Raw genomic sequence first — 20,398 nt, forward strand, 5'->3', positions numbered from 1 at the left:
TCGTTCTCGATCCCCTCTCCCGTCCCGGGAGAGGGTGGCCCGCAGGGCCGGGTGAGGGTGCATCCAAGGATCGAGTACTGCTCCGTCGCCGGTACCCTCACCCTTCCCGCGCTCTGCGCGGGTCCCTTCCCTCTCCCGGGGCGGGAGAGGGACCTGTTCGCGAATCTCATCATCGCCCCCCTCACGCCGCGGCCTGCGCCGGCTTCTTGGCCGGCGTGGGCAGCAGGTCGACCACCTTCAGCACGGTGCGGATGCGCTGCTTGGTGCCGTCCTGGAAGGTGATGGTGGTGTCCACGTCGATGGCCGGCTGGCCCGCGTAGATGGAGTCGATGATCTCGCCGTATTTCTCGGCGATCACGCCGCGGCGCACCTTGCGGGTGCGGGTCAGCTCGCCGTCGTCGGCGTCCAGTTCCTTGTAGAGGAGCAGGAACTTGGTGATGCGCTGATACTCCGGCAGCGTCGCGTTCACCCGCTCCACCTCCTGGCGCAGAAGCTCGTAGACTTCCGGCTTCGACGACAGGTCGGAATAGGTGGTGAAGGCGATGCGGTTCTTCTCCGCCCACTTCGACACGATGGGGAAGCGGATGCAGATGATCGCCGACAGGTAGGGGCGCTTGTTCCCCAGGATCACCGCTTCCGCCACATAGGGGCTGAACTTCAGCTTGTTCTCGATGTATTGCGGGCTGAAGCGGTCGTTGTTGCTGGTGGTGGCGATGTCCTTGATGCGGTCGATGATGACCAGATGGCCCTTCTTGTCGAAGAAGCCGGCATCGCCCGTGTGCATCCAGCCGTCGCGCAGGTCCGCCGTGGTCGAGGCCTCGTTGCGGTAATAGCCGGCGAACATGTTGGGATGGGTGACCACGATCTCGCCGACGCCGTTCTGGTCGGGCTCGATCACCTTGACCTTGACGCCGTCGTCGAAGGGCACGCCCACCGTGTCGAAATCCACATCGTCCGAACGGTGCACCGTGTAGGCGCCCATCGTCTCCGTCTGGCCGTAGATCTGGCGCAGCGGCACGCCCAGCGCCTGGAAGAACTTGAAGGTGTCGGGGCCGAGCGCCGCGCCGCCGGTCGCCGCCGACTTCAGGTTGGTGAAGCCCAGCCGGTCTCGCAGCGCTGCGAAGAGAATGCGGTCGGCGACGGCGGAGCGGGTTCCGTTGGCGAGCGCCTCCAGACCCAGCTTCATGCCGTAATCGTACATCTTCTGCTTGAAGGGCGAGGCGTCCATCATGCGCGCCCGCACGTCGGCGGCGATCTGCTCCCACAGGCGGGGGGCGAACAGCACGAAGCTCGGCCCGATCTCGCGGAAGTCGTTCATCATCGTCTCGGCTTCCTCGACGAAGTTCACGCGCATCCGCGACACCATGCCCATGCCGACGGCGTAGATCTGCTCCATGATCCAGGACAGCGGCAGCACCGAGACATACTCGTCCGCCGGTCCCTTCGGGTCCACCGACAGGTAGCTGGCGACGTGGCGGATCAGCCGCCCCGCCGGCAGCATCGCCAGCTTCGGGTTGGAGGTGGTGCCCGACGTGGTGCAGAGCACCGCCACGTCGTCGCCCTTCGTCGCCGCAACCATCTCCTCATAGAGGTTCGGCTTCTCGGCATGCAGCGCGTTGCCCAGCTTGACCAGTTCCGACGCCTCCATCAGGCGCGGGTCGCTGTATTTGCGCATGCCGCGGGGGTCGGAATAGATGATGTGCTTCAGCGTCGGCAGGCGCTCGCCCAGGTTCAGCAGCTTGTCGACCTGCTCCTCGTCCTCCGCGAAGATGACGTGCACGTCGGCGTAGGTGATGAGGTAGGCGACCTCCTCGTCCATGGCGTCGCGGTAGATGCCCAGGCTCATGGCGCCCATGGCGTGGGCGGCGATCTCGCCCATCACCCAGTCGGGCCGGTTGTCGCCGAGCAGGGCCACCACATGGCCGCGCTCCACGCCGAGCTTGATGAGGCCGAGCGTGAAGGCGCGCACACGGGCGTGCATGTCCGCCCAGGTGAATTCGCGCCAGATGCCGAAATCCTTCTCGCGCATGGCGACGTCGCCGCCATGCTCGCGGGCGTGCAGTGACAGCAGCTTCGGCAGCGTGTCGTGAGTCTTGATATCAGGAAGAGACATCACGCGACCTCCTGCTTGGGCGGCGGGGCCACGGCCTCGTCCTCCTCGTCGTCCTCGCCGAGATAGGCGCGCTTGACGCGCGGATCGGCCAGAACCTCCTCGGGCGTGCCCTCGGCGATCTTCTTGCCGAACTCCAGCACGATCACGCGGTGGGAGATGTCCATCACGACGCCCATGTCGTGCTCGATCATCACCACCGTCATGCCGAACTCTTCGTTCAGATCGACGATGTAGCGCGCCATGTCCTCCTTCTCTTCCAGGTTCATGCCCGCCATGGGCTCGTCCAGGAGGATCAGGTCGGGCTTCAGCGCCATGGCGCGGGCCAGTTCCACCCGCTTGCGCAGTCCGTAGGAAAGCGTGCCGGCGGTGGCCTTGCGGACATGCTGGATTTCCAGGAAGTCGATGATCTCCTCGACCTCGCGGCGGTGGGCCAGCTCTTCCTTGCGGGCGCCGGTCAGCCAGTAGAGCGAGCCGGTGAAGAAGTTGTTCTTCAGCAGGTGATGCCGCCCGACCATGATGTTGTCGAGCACCGTCATGTGCCCGAACAGCGCCAGATTCTGGAAGGTGCGCCCGATGCCGAGCGAGGCCCGGTGGTTGGGCGTCATGCCTGTGATGTCCTGGCCCTTGAAATAAACCTTTCCGTCGGTGGGCCGGTAGCGGCCGGAGATGCAGTTGACCATCGAGGTCTTACCCGCACCGTTCGGGCCGATGATGGAGAACAGCTCCCCCTTGCGGATGCTGAAACTGACGTCGGTCAGCGCCTGCACGCCGCCAAAGCGCAAGGACACGCCCCGGGCTTCGAAGATGGTGTCCGATGGGGAGGCCGCGCGGGTGGCGTCGGCCGGGTGGGCGTAACCGCGTGGCGATGCGACGGGCGCGCCTGACATTTCCTCCTCCGTTGCTGTGGAACTGCCTTTTTTATCGATCGCCGGATCGTTTGTCCGGCGAACTGGTCCATATTGTGGACCGTCCTTTGTGCAACGTCCCGACTATAACCCGCGATGCGCACGGTTTTCAACACGGACATTCCGTGCATGCATGTTTTTTCGGGCGACATCCGGTCGCAAGGTCCATAATATGGACCCCGCCATGACCCGATCCGATTCCGACACAGAATCCGCCCCGGCTGGAGCCTCCGGCGGCACGCAAAGTCTGGAGCGTGCGCTGGCCCTGCTGCGCGCCGTCGCCTCCCACGGGGCGGATGGGGCGCGTCTGGCCGATCTGATGGGCGACACCGCCCTGTCCAAGGCGACCGCGCACCGTCTTCTGACCGCGCTGGCGCGGGAACGCTTCATCGACCAGGACCCGCGCAGCCGCCGCTACCATCTGGGGCCGGAGCTGGATTCGCTGGGCCGCATCGCCGCCGCCCGTTACCGGACCGCCGAAGGCGAAGGAACGGCGCCCGGACCCGCCATCGTGCAGCCGACCGCCTTCCTGCGTCCGGAATACCAGGGTGAGGCGATCCCGCTGGCCGACCTGCTGTGCGACCGCCACGCCCGCACCGACGGCGCGCGCGCCGCCCTGCTGCACGAGAGCGTGGCCGGACAGACCACGGAGTTGAGCTTTGCCCGGCTGGCCCGCGACTCCGCGCGATTCGCCGCCGTCCTGCACGGTCTCGGCGTCGGGCGCGGCGACCGGGTGGCGGTGCTGCTTCCCAAGGGGGCGGAACTGCTGATCGCCGCGCTGGCGATCTGGCGGCTGGGCGGTGTCTACATGCCGCTGTTCACCACCTACTCCGCCGCCGCGGTCGCCTACCGTCTGGCCGACAGCGAGGCGCGGGCGATCGTCACCACCGGATTCCTGCGCCGCAAGATCCCGCGCGACAACAGCCGCCCCGTGGTGATGGTGGAGGGCGACGAGGCCTTCGGTCCCGGAGCCGACGCGGTGCCCTTCTGGTCCGCCCTTCATGAGTCCGCCCCTCTGGGCGATATCGCCCGTTACGCCGACCGCGACGCCTTCGCGCTGATCTACACGTCCGAAGCGGAGCCGAAGCCGCTGGGCGTCTCGCTGCCCGTCATGGCCCTGTCGGGAATCGAGCAGTACATGCGCATCGGCCTCGACCTGCGCGACGACGACATCTACTGGAACATGGCCGATCCCGGCTGGGCCTACGGCGCCTATTACGGACTGGTCGGGCCGCTGCTGCTGGGGCGCACCACGATCTTCTGCGACGGCCCCTACGACGTGCGGCAGGGCTACCGCATGCTGACGAAGTTCGGCGTCACCAACCTGACCTGCGCGCCCTCGCAGATCCGCGCCTGGCACAGCGCCGACCCGGAAGGCGGCCCGCACAAGCTGGCGCTGCGCATCCTGTCCGTGGTCGGCGAACCCCTGCCGCCGGAACTGATCGGCTGGGCCAACCGGGTGGTCAGCGTCCCCCTGCTCGACCAGTACGGGCAGCGCGAGACCGGCATCTTCATGATGAACCGCTACGATCCCGGCCACGCCGACCGGTCCGCCGACTCCTCGCTGGGGCGGCCCATGCCGGGCTTCCGCGTGGTCATCCTCGACCCGCAGGGCCGCGAGGCGCCGGTCGGCGGAGCGGGCGAGATCGCCATCGACGTGGACTCCTCGCCGCTCTTCTGGTTCGACGCCTACGCCAACGATCCGGCGCGCACCGCCGCCCGTTTCCGCCATGGCCGCCGGTACTATCTGACCGGCGACTGGGCGTTCCTGGACGGCGACGGCAACATCCACTTCCGGGGCCGCGCGTCGGACGCCATCGTCATGCAGCAGGGGGATTGAAGCGGCGTTTGCCCCCTCCCCGGCCCTCCCCCGCTTTCGCGGGAGAGGGGGATAATCCCCTCCCTCGCCGGAGGCGGGGGAGGGTTAGGGAGGGGGCAAAGTCACACGCCCCTACACCTTCCCGCGCAGCAGATTGACGATGCCGGAGAAGTCCTTGCCCCCAAACCCGGCGTTGCAGAACAGCGCGTACATCTGCGCCGCCTCGCCGCCCAGCGGCAGCGGGCTGCCGGTGCTCTGCCCGGCCTCCACGGCCAGCTTCAGATCCTTCAGCATCAGCGCCGCGGCGAAGCCCGGCTGGTAGTCGCGGTTGGCGGGCGAGGTCGGGACCGGGCCCGGCACCGGGCAATAGCTGGTCAGCGACCAGCACTGGCCCGACGACTTCGACGCCACGTCGAACAGCTTCTGCGATTCCAGACCCAGCTTCTCGGCGAGCGCGAAGGCTTCCGACACGCCGATCATCGAGATGCCGAGGATCATGTTGTTGCAGATCTTAGCCGCCTGACCGTTGCCCGGCCCGCCGGTGTGCACGATGGCCTTGCCCATGGCCGACAGGATCGGTTCCGCGCGGCGGAAGGCGGTGTCGCTGCCGCCGACCATGAAGGTCAGCGTCGCCGCCTCCGCCCCGCCGACGCCGCCGGACACCGGGGCATCCACCATGGCGTGGCCCGCCGCTTCCGCCGCCGCGGCGACGGCGCGGGCGCTGTCCACGTCCACGGTGGAGCTGTCGATGAACAGGCTGCCCGGCTTGGCCTTGGCGATGATGCCGTCGGGTGCCGTGTAGACCTCGCGCACATGCTTGCCGGCGGGCAGCATGGTGACGACCACCTCCGCCTCGCCCGCCGCGGCGCCGGGGCCCGTGGCGATGGTGGCTCCGGCCTCGCGCGCGGCGGCGCAGGCGGCTTCCGACAGGTCGAAGGCCAGGACGGTGTGCCCGGCCTTCAGAAGGTTGCGCATCATCGGCGCACCCATGTTGCCCAGCCCGATAAAGGCGATCGTCGCCATAGCGTTTCCCCTCGTTTTATTGCGGCGCCGTTTGTTGTGATGCCCTTAGCCGCCGGTCAGGTGGCGGGCGATGATGACGCGCATGATTTCGTTGGTGCCTTCGAGAATCTGGTGCACCCGCAGGTCGCGGAAAATCCGCTCGATCGGGTACTCCTTGATGTAGCCGTAGCCGCCGTGGAGCTGTAGCGCCTCGTTCACCACCTGGAAGCCGGCGTCGGTGGCGAAACGCTTGGCCATGGCGCAATGGGCGGTCGCCTCCGGCGATCCGGCGTCGAGGCTGGCGGCGGCGCGGTGCAGCATCAGCCGGGCGGCGTCCAGTTCCGTCGCCATGTCGGCCAGCTTGAACTGCAAGGCCTGAAAGGCGCTCAGCGGCTTGCCGAACTGCTTGCGCTCCGCCGTGTAGGCGATGGCCTGCTCCAGGCAGAAGCGCGCCCCGCCGACCGAGCAGGCGGCGATGTTCAGGCGCCCGCCGTCCAGCCCCTTCATGGCGATGCGGAAGCCCTCCCCCTCCTCGCCGATGCGGTTGGCGACGGGGACGCGGCAGTTCTCGAAGATCACCGCGGCGGTCGGCTGGCTCTTCCAGCCCAGCTTGTGCTCCTGCTTGCCGAAGGACAGGCCGGGCGTGCCCTTCTCCACCACGAGGCAGGAAATGCCCTTCGGACCGGGTTCCCCGGTGCGGACCATGCAGACATAGACGTCCGACGTGCCGCCGCCCGAGATGAACGCCTTCGACCCGTTCAGCACGTAGTGGTCGCCGTCCCGCTCCGCCCGTGTGCGCAGCGACGCCGCGTCGGACCCCGCCCCCGGCTCGGTCAGGCAATAGCTGGCGAAATGCTCCATGGTCGTCAGCTTCGGCAGGAAGCGCTCGCGCTGCTCCGGATTGCCGAAACGGTCGATCATCCAGGACGCCATGTTGTGGATGGAGATGTAGGCCGCCGTGGACGGGCAGGCCGCCGCCAGCTCCTCGAAGATCAGCGCCGCGTCCAGCCGCCCGAGGCCGGAGCCGCCGACATCGTCGCCGACATAGATCCCGGCGAAGCCCAACGCCGCAGCTTGGCGCAGCGTGTCGACGGGAAAGACGCTCTCCTCATCCCAGAGGGCGGCCTTCGGCGCCATCTCCCGCTGCGCGAAGTCGCGCGCCGTGTCGCGGAACGCCTGCTGCTCCTCCGAAAGCGCAAAGTCCATGCGCATCCTCCCCAGAACCGCATCGGACCGGAGTCCGTTGCGGATCTCCGGTTCTCATTGTTGGTGGGAAGGACTATCATGCTGGATACGCGCTGTCCATCTCTTGTATACAGAGACGGGGGCGGCAGAAGGCCGCGGACGAGGAAGGGGACACGCTCGGGATGAGCGACCGGATTGCCGACAAAGCCGCCACACGCGCCGACGAGGTGCGGCTCGCCATCGAGGAGGACATCTTCCTGGGCCGGCTGCGCCCCGGCACGCGACTGGACGAGGAAAGCCTCGCCCAACGCTTCAACATCTCCCGCACCCCGATCCGCGAGGCGATTCTCCAACTCGTCCACGCCGGGCTGGTGGAAAAGCAGCCGCGCCAGGGCGCGGTGGTGGCCCCGCTGAAGCTGCACCGCATGGTGCAGATGTTCGAGGTGATGTCGGAGATCGAGGGGATCTGCGCCCGCTACGCCGCCCGCCGCATGTCGGAGGAGGAGAAGCAGGCCCTGAAGCGCCTGCACGACACCTCGAAGGCCTACATGGAGGCGCGGGAGCTGGACGCCTACTACGCGGTGAACCGCTCCTTCCACGAGGCCGTGCAGGCCGGCAGCCACAACGAGCCGCTCCAGGAGATCGCGCGCGGCCTGTTCGCCCGGCTGGCCCCCTACCGCCGCTACCAGCTCAACCACCCCTCCCGGATCAGGGACAGCTTCAAGGAGCACGACGACGTGGTGGAAGCGATCCTGGCCGGTGAGCCGGAGGCCGCCTACACCGCCATGCGGCGTCATGTGACCATCCAGATCGACATCTTCACCGAGTTCGTGTCCATCATGGGCGGGAACGAAATACAATAGGCGCGTCTTCCGTATACAAAATGGTGGCCCGCCCCATGCGCCTGTGCTAAACCCCTGGACACCGGATCAAGGGGCTTAGGAAGGGAATGCACATGTCCGACGCGGGTGACAATCTGTTCGAGCTGTTCCGCTCCCGCTTTCCGGCGGACCGCAGCCGCCCCTTCGCCGAAACCGATCCCGGCACCGCTGGCGCCCGCACCGTCACCTACGGCGACCTCGAAGCGCTGACGGGCCGCTACGCGAACCTGCTCGCCGATCTCGGGCTGAAGAAGGGCGACCGCGTCGCCGTGCAGGTGGAGAAGTCGGTCGAGAACATCATCCTCTACCTCGCCACCGTCCGCGCGGGCGGCGTCTTCCTGCCGCTGAACCCGGCCTACACCAAGGCCGAGGTCGAGTATTTCCTGACCGACGCGGAGCCGCACGTCTTCGTCGCCCGCCCCGACTCCGCCGACGCGCTGCGCGAGGTCGCCGACAAGGCGAAGGTCGCGCATCTGCTGACGCTCGGCACCCATGGCGAGGGCACGCTGCCGGAGATGGCCGCGGGCAAGGGCACGGACTTCGCGACCGTCCCGGCGCAGGCCGACGATCTCGCCGCGATCCTCTACACCTCCGGCACCACCGGACGGTCGAAGGGCGCGATGATGAGCCACCGCAACCTCGGCTCCAACGCGCTGACCCTGCACACGTACTGGGGCTTCCAGCCGGACGACGTGCTGCTGCACGCGCTGCCGATCTTCCACACGCACGGGCTGTTCGTGGCGACCAACTGCGTGCTGCTGAACGGCTCCTCCATGCTGTTCCTGCCGAAGTTCGACGCCGAGCAGGTGATGGGGCTGCTGCCGCAGGCCACGGTGATGATGGGCGTTCCGACCTTCTACACCCGCCTGCTCGCCCATCCCGGCCTGACGCGGGAGGCGACGGCGCACATGCGGCTGTTCGTCTCCGGCTCGGCGCCGCTGCTGGCCGACACGCACCGCGACTTCTCCGCGCGCACCGGCCACGCCATCCTGGAGCGCTACGGCATGACGGAAACCGGCATGCTGACCTCCAACCCGCTGGACGGCGACCGCATCCCCGGCACGGTCGGCTTCCCGCTGCCCGAGGTGTCCCTGCGCGTCGTGGACCCGGAAACCGGGGCGAGCCTCGGCACCGACGATATCGGCATCATCGAGGTGGCCGGACCGAACGTCTTCTCCGGCTACTGGCGGATGCCCGAAAAGACGAAGCAGGAGATCAAGCCGGACGGCTTCTTCATCACCGGCGACGTCGGCAAGGTGGACGGGCGCGGCTATGTCCACATCGTCGGGCGGGCCAAGGACCTCATCATCTCCGGCGGCTTCAACGTCTACCCGAAGGAGGTCGAGACCGTCATCGACGGCATTCCCGGCGTGGTGGAATCGGCGGTGGTCGGCGTGCCGCATCCCGACTTCGGCGAGGCGGTGACCGCCGTCGTCCTGCGCAAGCCCGGCGCCTCCGCCCCGGACGAGGCCGCGGTGATCGCCGTCTGCAAGGAGCAGCTCGCCAACTTCAAGGTGCCCAAGCGCGTCTTCTTCATGGAGGAACTGCCGCGCAACGCCATGGGCAAGGTGCAGAAGAACCTGCTGCGCGACACCCACAAGGACCTCTTCGCACCGGCGAAGGCACCCTGAGAACAGGAGAGCGCTTCATTCCGACCTGCTGGTTATGGACAGGGCACCGGTGAGTCGATACGCTTCCGTATGGTCTTCGGAGAGGCTCTGATGGAAGCGAAGACGCTGAACCGCGAATCCTGGCTGTCCGCCGCCTTCTCCGCCCTGGCCGAAGGCGGCGTCGAACAGGTGCGGGTGGAGATGCTCGCCAAGCGGCTGAAGGTGACCAAGGGCAGCTTCTACTGGCACTTCCGCGACCGGATGGAGCTGGTGGAAGCGATGCTGGAGGGCTGGAAGACGGGCCGCATCGAAGCGATCAAGGCGCAGACCCGGCTTGACGGCCGCACGCCCGCCGAAGGGCTGCGCTACGTCCTGTCGCTCTACGGCGGGAGCAACAACCCGCGCGGCATCTCCATCGAGCTGGCGATGCGCGACTGGGCGCGCCGCGATCCCCGCGCCGCCGAAATCGTGGCGGAGGTGGACCGCGAGCGCCTGCGCTGCGTGTCGGACCTGTTCGCCGGCATGGGGCTGGACCCCGACGAGGCCTTCGCCCGGGCGTACCTGTTCTATTCGTTCATCTTCGGGGAAGGGCTGCTCGCCCGCTCCGCCGCGCCGGACCGATTCGAGAAGGCGCGGGACATCTGCGGGAAGGTGCTGGTGCCGGGGGAGGTGTAAGCGCGTTGCCCCCACCCTTCCCACGGCTTCGCCGCGGGCCCCTTCCCTCCCCCGCTTCGCAAGGGAGGGTCAGGGAGGGGGCAAGCGTCGCTACGCCCGCAAGTTACGTTCCCGTCCCGCGCACCGGCGCGAAGGGCAACCCCGCCTGATCCAGCGCCCGGTCGATCACCTCGTCCGACGCGCCGTCGAACAATTGCAGAAGCAACTCGTCCACCGTCCAGTCGTTGGTCGGGGTCAGGGCGGCGAATAGGTCGGCCATGACCTCCGCCTGGAAATCGTCGCGGCGGTTGTCGCTGCCCTCGTAACCCATGCGCTTGGCCGTGCCGATCGCCACCTGGAAGGGCGGCACCAGGACCGGCGCGACCGACGCCTTCTTCAGAACCGCCCGCAGACCCAGCGCCCCGTCGTCCCAGGCCAGCTTGCGGGCGTTCTCCGCCGGAATGCCCGCCTTGGCCCCCAGCCCCTCCGCGAACAGCGCCATGTCCCCCGCGCACAGCACGCGGAACAGCAACGCCGTGCTGAAGCGCCCGTTGGCGTGAAGCCAGCGGGCCACCGCCTCGGCATCCTCCCCGTTGCGCAGCGCCGGGCGCAGCAGCCGCAACGTCGCCGACTCGCGGCCCCGGTTGGCCAGCCGGTCCACCAGATCCTTGGACAGCCCGTGGGTGTGGGCCAGCGTGGCGCGCACCGCGTCGGACACGAAGGCGACCAGCCGCTCCACCACGGCCAGCGGCAGGCCGGGGCGGGTCGCCGCGGCCTCGCTCACCATGCGCACCCGCCCGAAACGGTCCAACGCCCGGTGCAGCGCCGGCTCCGCCACGTCCGCGCCGGGGTTGCGCAGCAGGGCGGTCACCACCGCGACGTTGCCGGTCTCGACGATGGCTCCGGCCACCCGGGCCGACACGGTGTGACGGTTGGCGACGGCCATATGCTTGCCGGCGTCCGGGTCCGCCAGAACGCCCAGCAGCAAATCGTCGCTGAGGCTCCCCGCGTCGCGCAGGATCGGGAAGGCCACGCGGGCCACATCCTTCACCAGCCGCTCGGCCAGTTCCTCCGTCAGCATGGCGTTGTTGCGGATCTGCCAGGCCACGGCCTCGCGCACCGCCACCTGGGCGTCGGCGGCGAAGCAGTGCATGACCTCCAGCGCCAGCGACCGTTCGGCGTCGGTCAGCCCGCCTTTCTCCAGATCGCCGGCCAGCTTCTGCATCGTGTCGATGCGGGCCTCCGCCGACGAGGATTCGAGCAGGCGCTCGACGTCGCGGATGGATAGGGATGAATCGCTCATGTGCGGACGCCTGCGGATGAAAGATGCATAGGACGGTTCAATCGAGGCCCTGGCCGGCGTAGCGGACCATGTCGCCCCAGATGCGGTCGAGCCGGCGCAGCGTGCGGTAAGCGGCCTTCAGGTCCGCCGCCTCACCCTCGTTGCGGACCAGCGCCGTGGCCTGAAGCTGTTCCAGCTTGAACAGCTCGTCACGCAGAGTCCGGCCCTTGTCGGTCAGGCGCAAACGGGCCGTGCGGCGGTCGCGCTGGCTGGCGCCGCGGTCGATGTAGCCGGCCTCCACCAGGATCTTCAGGCTGTAGGAGGCGTTGGACCCCAGGTAATAGCCACGCTCCATCAGGTCGCGGACCGACGGCTCGTCGTCGCCGATCAGCATGATCATCAGCGCCTGCACCGGCCCGATATCGTCGATCCCCTGCCGCAGCAGGCCGGCCCGCACGACGTCCAGGAACCGGCGGTGCATCCGCTCGATCAGCCGGGCGAGCCCGTGATACTCGGCCAGTTCCGCCGCATCCACGGCATCCGGCTTGGATTCGGCCGGCCTGGATTCGGCGCCCGCCCGGCGCTGCGTGCTCATACGTGTCTCTCCGTCACTTGGCCCGTCACTTGGCCCGTCACTCGGCGGCCTGCGCCAGGGCCGGGCCGCGGTAGCCGCCCGGGTTGCGGCGGCGCCATTCCCACGCGCTGCCGATGATGCTGTCCAGATCGGGGAAGCGCGGGGTCCAGCCCAACTCGCTCCGGATGCGCTCCGACGAGGCGATCAGCACCGCCGGGTCGCCGGCGCGGCGCGGCCCGACCGTCACAGGGACCGTCAGGCCGGTGACGCGCTCCGTCGCCTCGATCACCTCGCGGACGCTGTAGCCCTTGCCGTTGCCCAGGTTGAAGCGGACGCTGCGCGTTTCCAGCGCCGGCAGCACCCGCAGATGCGCGTCGGCGAGGTCGCAGACATGGATGTAGTCGCGCACGCAGGTGCCGTCCGGCGTCGGGTAGTCGTCGCCGAAGATCTCGATGTGCGAGCGCCGCCCGCTCGCCGCGTCCAGCACCAGCGGGATCAGGTGCGTTTCCGGGTGATGGTCCTCGCCCAGATGCCCGTTCGGATGCGCGCCCGCGGCGTTGAAGTAGCGCAGGCAGGCCGAGCGCAGGCCGTGGCAGCGGTCCGCCCAATGCAGGGCGCGTTCGATGAAGAACTTGGATTCGCCGTATGGGCTGCCGGGGTCGATCGCCGTGTCCTCGTCGATCGGCTGGCGTTCCGGCGTGCCGAACAGGTTGGCGGTCGAGGAGAAGACCATCTTGCGCACGCCGCCCACGGTGGCCGCGCGGATCAGGTTGAGCGAGTTGACCGTGTTGCCGTGCAGATAGAGATGCGGGTCGCGCATGGATTCGCCGACCAGCGACAGCGCGGCGAAGTGGAACACCGCGTCGAACCTCCACTCCGCAAAGACGCGGGTCAGCGCGTCCATGTCGGCGAGATCGGCCTCCACGAAGGCGGCGTCGGACGGCACGGCGGCGCGGTGGCCCTGGCGCAGGTTGTCGAGCACGACGACCCGGAAACCGCGGTCGAGCAGTTCGGCCACGCAGTGACTGCCGACATAGCCGGCACCGCCGGTCACGAGAACGGTCTGGGGCGAGTTCATCGTAAATATTCCTTGGATTTGAGAAATATTCGTCAGTCCAGGCGCCCGCCGGCATCAAAGGATGCTACATCCCCCGGTGGCAAGCGCAAGAGTTCCGCGGCGCAGAATGCCGTCAATTCAGACGGAAGGCCAGTTGACGAAAAAGAGACATCCGACGCCGGAAAGACCCTTGCGGTCATTGGAAAAATGTTTCGCAACAACGCTTTACAGCGCTGCAAATACCCCTTTCGACATTTCCCGGACGGGGTAGCGGCTCAAACTTGTCACACGCCCGACCGGGTCGGCGGACGTAAGCGGAAACGGCATGGGCCGTGGATTCCCGCAACGGGCGGACTTTATCCGGACTTCGTCTCAAAAGGGATTCAAGCGCACCGGCCTCACCACAACACTTCGTTAACCATGAAGCCCTTTGCATGGCCGGCTTCATGGACCGCCCCAAAGCGTGAGCGCGCGGGACGCAAGAAAAGGAATCGGCATGAGCGGTATGGATCGGACCCTGCTGACCCAAGCCTACCGGAAGATCGGGCGCGGCCTGCTGCTGGCCGGCGCCCTCACCTTCTTCGTCAACATCCTGATGCTGGTGGTGCCGCTCTACACGATGCAGGTCTACGACCGCGTGATGAGCAGCCGCAGCCTGGAGACGCTGACCATGCTCGCGGTGATCTCCGTGGGCGGGCTGGTGCTGTACGGCGTGCTGGACTTCATCCGGGCGCGCGCCTTCCTGGTCTGCGGGGCGGTGATCGCGCACCGCTTCAACGTACCGGCGCTCCAGGCGGCCATCGTGGACGCGCTGGGCGGCGGAACGCGCAACGCCGGCCAGACGATGCGCGACCTGAACGACCTGCGCAACTTCATGACCAGCAACGCCGTCGTGGTGCCGCTGGACCTGCTGTGGACACCGATCTTTCTCGTCATCCTGTTCCTTCTGCACCCGATCTATGGCTGGATCGCGGTGGGGTCGGCGCTGCTGCTCCTGACCATGAACGCGCTGACCGACGCGCTGACCCGCCGCCCCATCGCCGAGGCGAACGAGGCGTCGGCGAAGGTGTTCGCCGACGTGGCCAGCACCGTCCGCCACGCCGAGGCCATCGAGGCCATGGGCATGCTGCCGCCGCTCGCCCGCCGCTGGCAGTTGGCGCAGATCGGCTCCGCCTCGCTCATCGACCGGGGCGTGGTGATGTCGCGCGGCATGGCGTCGGCGTCGCGCTCGCTTCGGCTGATCCTGCAGATCGCCACCATTTCCGCGGGGGCGGCTCTGGTCATCCGGAACGAGGCGTCGCCAGGCAGCATGATCGCCACCGGCATCATCATGGCCCGCCTCCTCCAGCCCTTCGAGCATCTGGTGGAGAACTGGCGGCAGTGGGTCGTCGCCCAGACCGCCCACAAGCGCATCCGCGAGCTTCTGAACGGGGACGGCACGCGGCGCAGCACCATGCCGCTGCCGCGGCCGACCGGACGCCTGAGCGTTGACCGCGTCAGCCATGTGCCGAAGGGCCTGCAACGCCCGGTGCTGCGCGGCGTCAGCTTCGCGCTGGAGCCGGGGGAGGTGCTGGGGATCATCGGGCCGTCGGGGGCCGGCAAATCGACCCTCGCCCGCCTGCTGGTCGGCATCTGGGAACCCACAGCCGGCGGCATCTATCTGGACGGCACCAGCACCTTCCTGTGGGAGCGCGAGAGCTTCGGCCACTATGTCGGCTACGTCCCGCAGTCGGTCGCCCTGCTGGACGGCACCATCGGCGAGAACATCGCCCGCATGGCCCAGGCCGACCCGGCGGAGATCGTGCGCGCCGCCCGGCTGGCCGGGGTCCACGACATGATCGGGCGCCTGCCCTTCGGCTACGACACGCCGGTCGGCGAGAACGCCTTCGCCCTGTCCGGCGGCCAGCGGCAGCGCATCGCGCTGGCCCGCGCGCTGTTCGGCAAGCCCAGCCTGATCGTGCTCGACGAGCCGAACTCCAACCTCGACCACGAGGGCGAACAGGCGCTGCTGCACGCGATCAACCACGCGCGCCGCGACGGCGCCACCATCGTGATGGTCGCCCACCGCCCCTCCATCGTGTCGGTCGCCGACAAGCTGCTCGTCCTCAAGGACGGCATGGTCGAACATTTCGGCGAACGCACCGACGTGCTGAAGATGGTCCAGCCCGGCGGCGCCGTGAAGGTGGCCCGGCTGGTCCGGACGGGAGAGTCCGCATGACCGATACGACGATCACCCAGACTCCGCCATCCTCTTCCCTCACCGCCGGCTGGGCGCCGGTCATCGACGTCACGCCGCACGAACCCACGCTGCGCGGCACGGCGATGGCGGGCGCGCTGGCCGTCGCCATCGGCTTCGGCGGATTCTTCGGCTGGGCCTTCACCGCCAGCCTGGACAGCGCGGCCATCGCCCCCGGCACCATTGCCGTGGAAAGCCACCGCAAGACCGTTTCCCACCTGGAGGGCGGCATCCTCAGCGAACTGCTGGTGAAGGACGGCGATCTGGTGAAGGCCGGACAGGTCATGCTGCGGCTCGACACCACGCAGAGCGGCGCGGTGGTCGCCCAGCTTCACGGACAGTACTGGACCTCGCTGGCCCGGCTGGCCCGGCTGCGCGCCGAGCAGACCGACGCGAAGGCCCCCGTCTACGCCGAGGAGCTGGTGACCGCCGCCAAGACCAGCTCCGTCGCCGCGGAGGCCCTGGCCGCCGAACAGCGCCTGTTCGAGTCGCGGCGCGACGCCTACGAGGGGCAGATCTCCATCCAGCGCAAGCGCATCGGGCAGCTTCGCGACGAGCTGGTGGCGCTGGAGTCGCAGCGCGTCGCCGCCAACGACCGGCTGCGCTACACCCAGGACGAGCTGCGGATCGTCGAAACCCTTCTCGCCAAGGGCTACGAGCGCAAGCCGCGCATGCTGGAGCTTCAGCGCAACGTCGCCGACACCAAGGGCCGGCTGGGCGAGATCCAGGCCGACAAGTCGAAGGCCGAACAGGGGATCGCCGCGGCGGAGCTGGAGATCATCAACCTCGGCAACACCCGCCGGTCGGAGGTCGGGAACGAGCTTCAGACCGTGCAGGCCACCATCTCCGACCTGTCGGAACGGCTGCGCAGCGCCGGGGACGTGCTGAAGCGCCAGGAACTCGTCGCCCCCCAGGCGGGCCGCGTCACCAACCTGCGCTTCTACACGCCGGGCGGCGTCATCCCGCCGGGCCAGGGCATCCTGGACATCGTTCCACAGGACGACGGGCTGATCGTGGAGGCCCGCGTGTCCCCCGCCGACGTTCAGAACATCGACGTGGGCGGCAGCGCCATGGTGCGGCTGATCGGCTACCGCCAGCGGCTGGTGCCGCCGGTCCAGGGGAAGGTGCTCACCCTTTCCGCCGACCAACTGGAGGACGAGCGCACCGGCCAAGCCTATTTCATCGCCCGCATCAGCCTGGACGCCGCGACGCTGAAGGCCCTGCCGGACGTGGATCTGCATCCCGGCATGCCGACCGAGGTGATGATCCATGGTCACGCCCGGAAGGCCATCGAGTATTTCCTCACGCCGCTGACCGACGGCATGAACCGCGCCTTCCGCGAGAACTGACGCCGCCGCCACCACTCGGACGACTGTCGCTGCATGGAAACTCTTGCCCGGCGGCGCGGCGGACCATACCGTCGCGCAGCAAGGGGTTCTCCGCGGGGGACCGGCAGGAGGAGTGTGATCCGCATGGCCCAGCAGGACAACCGGAACACGCTGGACGGGACTGCCCGCGATCTGGTCCGCCGCGGGGCGGAGCGCCATCAGGCCGGCGCTCCCGGCGCAGCGGAGGACCTCTACCGGCAAGCGCTCGCCGTCGATGGACGCAACGCCGACGCCCTTCATCTCCTCGGAGTCGCCCGCGCGCAGCTCGGCCATCCGCGTGAGGGAGCCGTCCTGGTCAGCCGGGCGGTCGCCATCAACCCGAATGCAGCGAGCTACCGCACGAACCTCGCACGGATTTTGCGCGGTGCGGCGGAACGGCCCGACGCCGTCCGGATCTTCTGCGAGGCAGGCGGCGCCTTTTTCGACGAAGGGGACCTGGGCCATGCCACGCAGGCACTGCGCCATGCCCTCAGCCTGTCCCCCGCCGACATCACCGCCCTTCACGACCTCGCGTCCGCCACCAACCGCTTGGGGCAGGCCGGAACGGCCTGCGCGCTGGCCGACCGGCTGCGCCGGCTGGACCCCGGCCTGATCGAAGGGCACCTGATCGCCGGGGCGGCGCGCAAGGCCGCCGGCGACCTGGACGGGGCGGCGAATGCCTTGGCCGATGCTTTGCGGCTCCGCCCGCAGGACGCCGCGATCCGTACCGAGCGCGCCAACGCCCTGAAGATCGCCGGGCGGATGGGGACCGCGGAGGCGGAGTATCGCAGGGCCGCCGCGCTCGACCCCGGCTTGCACACCGCACAATTCAATTTGGGCGTGACGCTGGCCGATCTCGGTCGGGCTCGGGATTCCATCGCCCCATACCGCCGTGCCGCCGCCCTGCGGCCGGATCATGCCGCCACGCGCTTCAACCTCGGGGCGCAGCTTCTGAAGGCAGGCGTTTGGCCGGACTGCTGGATCGAGAACGAATGGCGCTTCGCCTACGGAGTCCCCCTGCCCGACTACGGCATTCCCCGCTGGTCGGGTGAACCGCTGGAGGGGCGCCGCCTGTTGCTCTGGTCGGAGGCGGGACAGGGGGACGGCATCCAGATCGTCCGGATCGCCCGCCGCCTCGCCGCCATGGGCGCTCGGGTGGGCGTGTCCTGCTCTCCCAGCCTCGTCCGGCTGTTCGACAGCGTTCCCGGCGTGTCGCAGGCAATGACGGAGGACGGCGTGGAATCCGGCGCGTGGGATTTCTGGAGTCCCACCTACAGCGTCCCGGCCATTCTGCGCCTGACCATGGATCAGATCCCACAGGACTTCCCTTATGTGGGCGACCGCTTTCCGGGAGACGAACGGTTCGACCCACATTTTGCGGAGGGCGACGCCCTTCGCGTCGGGCTCGTCTGGTCGGGGGAGCGCTACACCGCGGGAACCGGCTACGCCAGCATGAACCAGAGGCGCAGCATGGGGTTCGACGTCATGGAACCGCTTCTGGACACACCCGGCGCCCGGTTCCACTCTCTGCAAATGGGCGGGGCCGCCGCGGAGGCCGCCGTTGCGGTGGCCGCCGGGCGGTTGACCGATCCGATGGCGCAGGTGAGGGATTTCGCGGACACGGCAGGACTGATCCGGCGCCTGGATCTGGTCATCTCCGTCGATACGTCCACGGCGCATCTGGCTGGAGCCCTGGACAAGCCCGTCTGGCTGCTGTCGCGCCTGGACGGCTGCTGCCGCTGGATGGAGCCGATGGAATCGACCCCCTGGTACCGGTCGATGCGCCTGTTCCACCAGACGGTGCGGGACGACTGGCACGAGGTTATCGAACGGGTCGCCGCCGAACTCGCGCGCACGATCAAATCCCGCAATCGCTGTTGCCATCCGGGCGAAGAAGCGCAAGGCAGGAAAGGGAGTGCGCGAACATGGCCGTTCAGTGGGACCGGAACACCTTGAAGCGCGTCGCCGACGCCATCGGCGACGTGCATCTTTACGACAAGCATCACACCGGCGAGTTCATCGCCATGCGCCTGCGCGATTCGTTGGCCGACAACCCCGGCTATGACCGGGCGGCGGTCGAGGACAAGCTGATGGAACTGGCCCGGGCCGCGCTGGACGCCGCGGAGGCCGGAAAGGTCTGACCGGGTACGGCTCCAAGCAAAAAATTTTGACCGCTTGGGCGCCACCGGTCCGGGGCGTTCGGCAGCTCCGGACGAGCCTCGGAAGGCCGCCGGACTGGCGCGGCTTGGGAGCATCGCCAAGCCCGCCGGTTCGCCATGGCGCTCTGCGGATGCGGAAAGCCCCGGCGGCATGCACCGCTCGGCCCAGGCTTTCAAAAGCGAGTTTTTAAAAACTCGGATGCCGTCCCGCCGGATTTTCAAAAATCCGCACCGTCAAACTCGCCGCAGCGCCATGGGTTATCCCGAAATGGCAATGCCCAAACGTTCAACCCTGTGCGGACGGCATAGGACTTCCGTATCTTTTCAAGGCATTTCGCGGAAATTCGACGGGAGCTCTTCGCGTCGTCTTTAAAAGTATTACGCACAAACAATTCTGCTTCTTTCCCACAACAACAGTTGTCGCGCCTTGAATTGGTACTCACAACCCCGATTTGGCGCCGCACCCAAGACAAGATGTTTAGATTTTCGAAGGGCTTTGAAGCCAAGGTGTTGGTAATGACGTAATGAACGTTGATGATTATTGTGTTTGGACTCTACGAACTCAAGATTTGTCTGGGTTTGACCTTATGTTTGTCACAGCCATGCCCCGCGGTATTTGGGTAAAGGCTTGGTGGTACCTCGCCATTTCGGGGTAGGCACACCCCCCCTGCCCCACCGAATCCAATCGTTAAGGAGTATGATCCATGGCCACCCTTCCTGGCGGCAACTACGACGACATCATCACCGGCACCAACGGCAGCGACTTCATCGACGGCGGCAACGGTGACGACATCCTGACGGGTGGCAACGGCGCCGATACGGTCCTGGGCGGCGACGGGCGCGACGCTCTGTTCGGCGGCAACGGCGACGATCTTCTGATGGGCGGCAACGGGGCCGACGTTCTGGACGGCGGCAACGGCAACGACGTCCTGGACGGTGGCGACGGTGACGATTACCTGTCCGGCGGCAACGGCGACGACATGCTGATCGGTGGCCGCGGCAAGGACGTCCTCGATGGCGGCAAGGGCGACGACGTCCTGATGGGCGGTGACGGGGACGACATCCTGAAGGGCGGCGAAGGCGACGACGTCCTGATGGGCGGCGGCCACAACGACTATCTCGACGGCGGCAAGGGTGACGACGTCCTGATGGGCGGCACCGGCGACGACTTCCTGAAGGGTGGCGAAGGCGACGACTTCCTGGACGGCGGCGCCGGTAACGACATCCTGGACGGCGGTGCGGGCAACGACATCCTGGTGGGCGGCGCCGGCAACGACATCTTCGTCTTCTCCGGCGGCGGCGGCCAGGACGTGGTTCTCGACTTCCGCGCGGGCGAGGACGTCCTCCAGATCGAGCGCAACATCAACGGTCTGGAGATCAACGACGCCTCCGATCTGGCGGCCCGCGTCACCGACATGGGCGGCAACGCCATGATCGATCTCGGCAACGGCGACAGCATCATGCTGAAGGGCGTTTCGGCCGAGGAAGTTCACAACAACCCGAACGACTTCTTCGTCATTCACTAAAGCCGTAACCCATCCAGGGACCGGACCG

15 protein-coding genes and 1 pseudogene are annotated in these 20,398 nt (G+C 67.8%); 9 read left to right on the forward strand and 7 right to left on the reverse strand.

Annotation, left to right across the window (positions count from 1 at the left end; translation table 11 throughout):
• Positions 1-181: 181 nt before the first annotated feature.
• Positions 182-2,113 (reverse strand): long-chain fatty acid--CoA ligase, encoded by a 1,932-nt coding sequence (locus DS843_RS19255; RefSeq protein WP_149470460.1) that lies wholly within the window; start codon positions 2,111-2,113, stop codon positions 182-184.
• The gene (locus DS843_RS19260) at positions 2,113-3,000 is read right to left on the reverse strand and encodes an ABC transporter ATP-binding protein (RefSeq protein WP_286192189.1); all 888 of its coding nucleotides are present in this window, start codon (positions 2,998-3,000) and stop codon (positions 2,113-2,115) included. The genes DS843_RS19255 and DS843_RS19260 overlap by 1 nt, the downstream gene beginning before the upstream one ends.
• Before the next feature lie 202 nt (positions 3,001-3,202).
• On the opposite strand from DS843_RS19260, the gene DS843_RS19265 reads away from it, so the two are divergent.
• Positions 3,203-4,858 carry an AMP-binding protein gene (locus DS843_RS19265; RefSeq protein ID WP_149470461.1) on the forward strand — a complete coding sequence of 552 codons (1,656 nt, stop codon included), beginning with the start codon at positions 3,203-3,205 and terminating at the stop codon, positions 4,856-4,858.
• Between the two features lie 111 nt (positions 4,859-4,969).
• On the opposite strand, the pseudogene mmsB reads toward DS843_RS19265, so the two are convergent.
• Together mmsB and DS843_RS19275 are read right to left on the reverse strand one after the other, a co-directional pair.
• Positions 4,970-5,878 (reverse strand): annotated as a pseudogene (gene mmsB / locus DS843_RS19270) (3-hydroxyisobutyrate dehydrogenase); the annotation flags it as partial.
• Positions 5,879-5,905: 27 nt separating this feature from the next.
• Positions 5,906-7,045 (reverse strand): isobutyryl-CoA dehydrogenase, encoded by a 1,140-nt coding sequence (locus DS843_RS19275; RefSeq protein ID WP_149470463.1) that lies wholly within the window; start codon positions 7,043-7,045, stop codon positions 5,906-5,908.
• A 161-nt stretch (positions 7,046-7,206) separates the two neighbouring features.
• On the opposite strand from DS843_RS19275, the gene DS843_RS19280 reads away from it, so the two are divergent.
• From DS843_RS19280 to DS843_RS19290, 3 genes are all read left to right on the forward strand, one after another.
• Positions 7,207-7,887, forward strand: a complete 681-nt coding sequence (locus tag DS843_RS19280; protein WP_149470464.1) for a GntR family transcriptional regulator — start codon at positions 7,207-7,209, stop codon at positions 7,885-7,887.
• A gap of 92 nt (positions 7,888-7,979) precedes the next feature.
• Positions 7,980-9,536, forward strand: a complete 1,557-nt coding sequence (locus tag DS843_RS19285; protein WP_149470465.1) for a malonate--CoA ligase — start codon at positions 7,980-7,982, stop codon at positions 9,534-9,536.
• Positions 9,537-9,626: 90 nt separating this feature from the next.
• Positions 9,627-10,190, forward strand: coding sequence for a TetR/AcrR family transcriptional regulator (locus DS843_RS19290; RefSeq protein ID WP_149470466.1), 564 nt, complete (start codon positions 9,627-9,629; stop codon positions 10,188-10,190).
• Between the two features lie 103 nt (positions 10,191-10,293).
• Here the strand turns inward: DS843_RS19290 and DS843_RS19295 are convergent, their stop codons facing one another.
• From DS843_RS19295 to galE, 3 genes are read right to left on the reverse strand one after another with little or no spacing between them, the layout of a single operon-like run.
• Positions 10,294-11,472, reverse strand: a complete 1,179-nt coding sequence (locus tag DS843_RS19295) for a DUF2336 domain-containing protein (protein WP_149470467.1) — start codon at positions 11,470-11,472, stop codon at positions 10,294-10,296.
• Between the two features lie 37 nt (positions 11,473-11,509).
• Positions 11,510-12,046 (reverse strand): MarR family winged helix-turn-helix transcriptional regulator, encoded by a 537-nt coding sequence (locus tag DS843_RS19300; RefSeq protein WP_149470468.1) that lies wholly within the window; start codon positions 12,044-12,046, stop codon positions 11,510-11,512.
• A 37-nt stretch (positions 12,047-12,083) separates the two neighbouring features.
• Positions 12,084-13,103 carry a UDP-glucose 4-epimerase GalE gene (gene galE, locus DS843_RS19305; RefSeq protein ID WP_149470469.1) on the reverse strand — a complete coding sequence of 340 codons (1,020 nt, stop codon included), beginning with the start codon at positions 13,101-13,103 and terminating at the stop codon, positions 12,084-12,086.
• A gap of 475 nt (positions 13,104-13,578) precedes the next feature.
• Here galE and DS843_RS19315 point away from each other — a divergent pair, with 475 nt between their 5' ends.
• From DS843_RS19315 to DS843_RS19335, 5 genes are all read left to right on the forward strand, one after another.
• Positions 13,579-15,300, forward strand: coding sequence for a type I secretion system permease/ATPase (locus tag DS843_RS19315; RefSeq protein WP_149470471.1), 1,722 nt, complete (start codon positions 13,579-13,581; stop codon positions 15,298-15,300).
• The gene (locus tag DS843_RS19320) at positions 15,297-16,667 is read left to right on the forward strand and encodes an HlyD family type I secretion periplasmic adaptor subunit (protein WP_149470472.1); all 1,371 of its coding nucleotides are present in this window, start codon (positions 15,297-15,299) and stop codon (positions 16,665-16,667) included. Before DS843_RS19315 ends, DS843_RS19320 begins: the two co-directional genes overlap by 4 nt.
• Before the next feature lie 123 nt (positions 16,668-16,790).
• On the forward strand, positions 16,791-18,641 hold the full coding sequence (locus DS843_RS19325) for a tetratricopeptide repeat protein (protein ID WP_149470473.1): 1,851 nt from the start codon (positions 16,791-16,793) through the stop codon (positions 18,639-18,641).
• Positions 18,611-18,826, forward strand: coding sequence for a hypothetical protein (locus DS843_RS19330; RefSeq protein ID WP_149470474.1), 216 nt, complete (start codon positions 18,611-18,613; stop codon positions 18,824-18,826). The genes DS843_RS19325 and DS843_RS19330 overlap by 31 nt, the downstream gene beginning before the upstream one ends.
• A gap of 722 nt (positions 18,827-19,548) precedes the next feature.
• Complete coding sequence (locus DS843_RS19335; protein ID WP_149470475.1) at positions 19,549-20,370, forward strand: calcium-binding protein; 822 nt, start codon at positions 19,549-19,551, stop codon at positions 20,368-20,370.
• Positions 20,371-20,398: the final 28 nt, after the last annotated feature.

Origin of the sequence: Roseomonas genomospecies 6, from assembly GCF_008365375.1 — a bacterium.
Classification (GTDB): domain Bacteria; phylum Pseudomonadota; class Alphaproteobacteria; order Azospirillales; family Azospirillaceae; genus Azospirillum.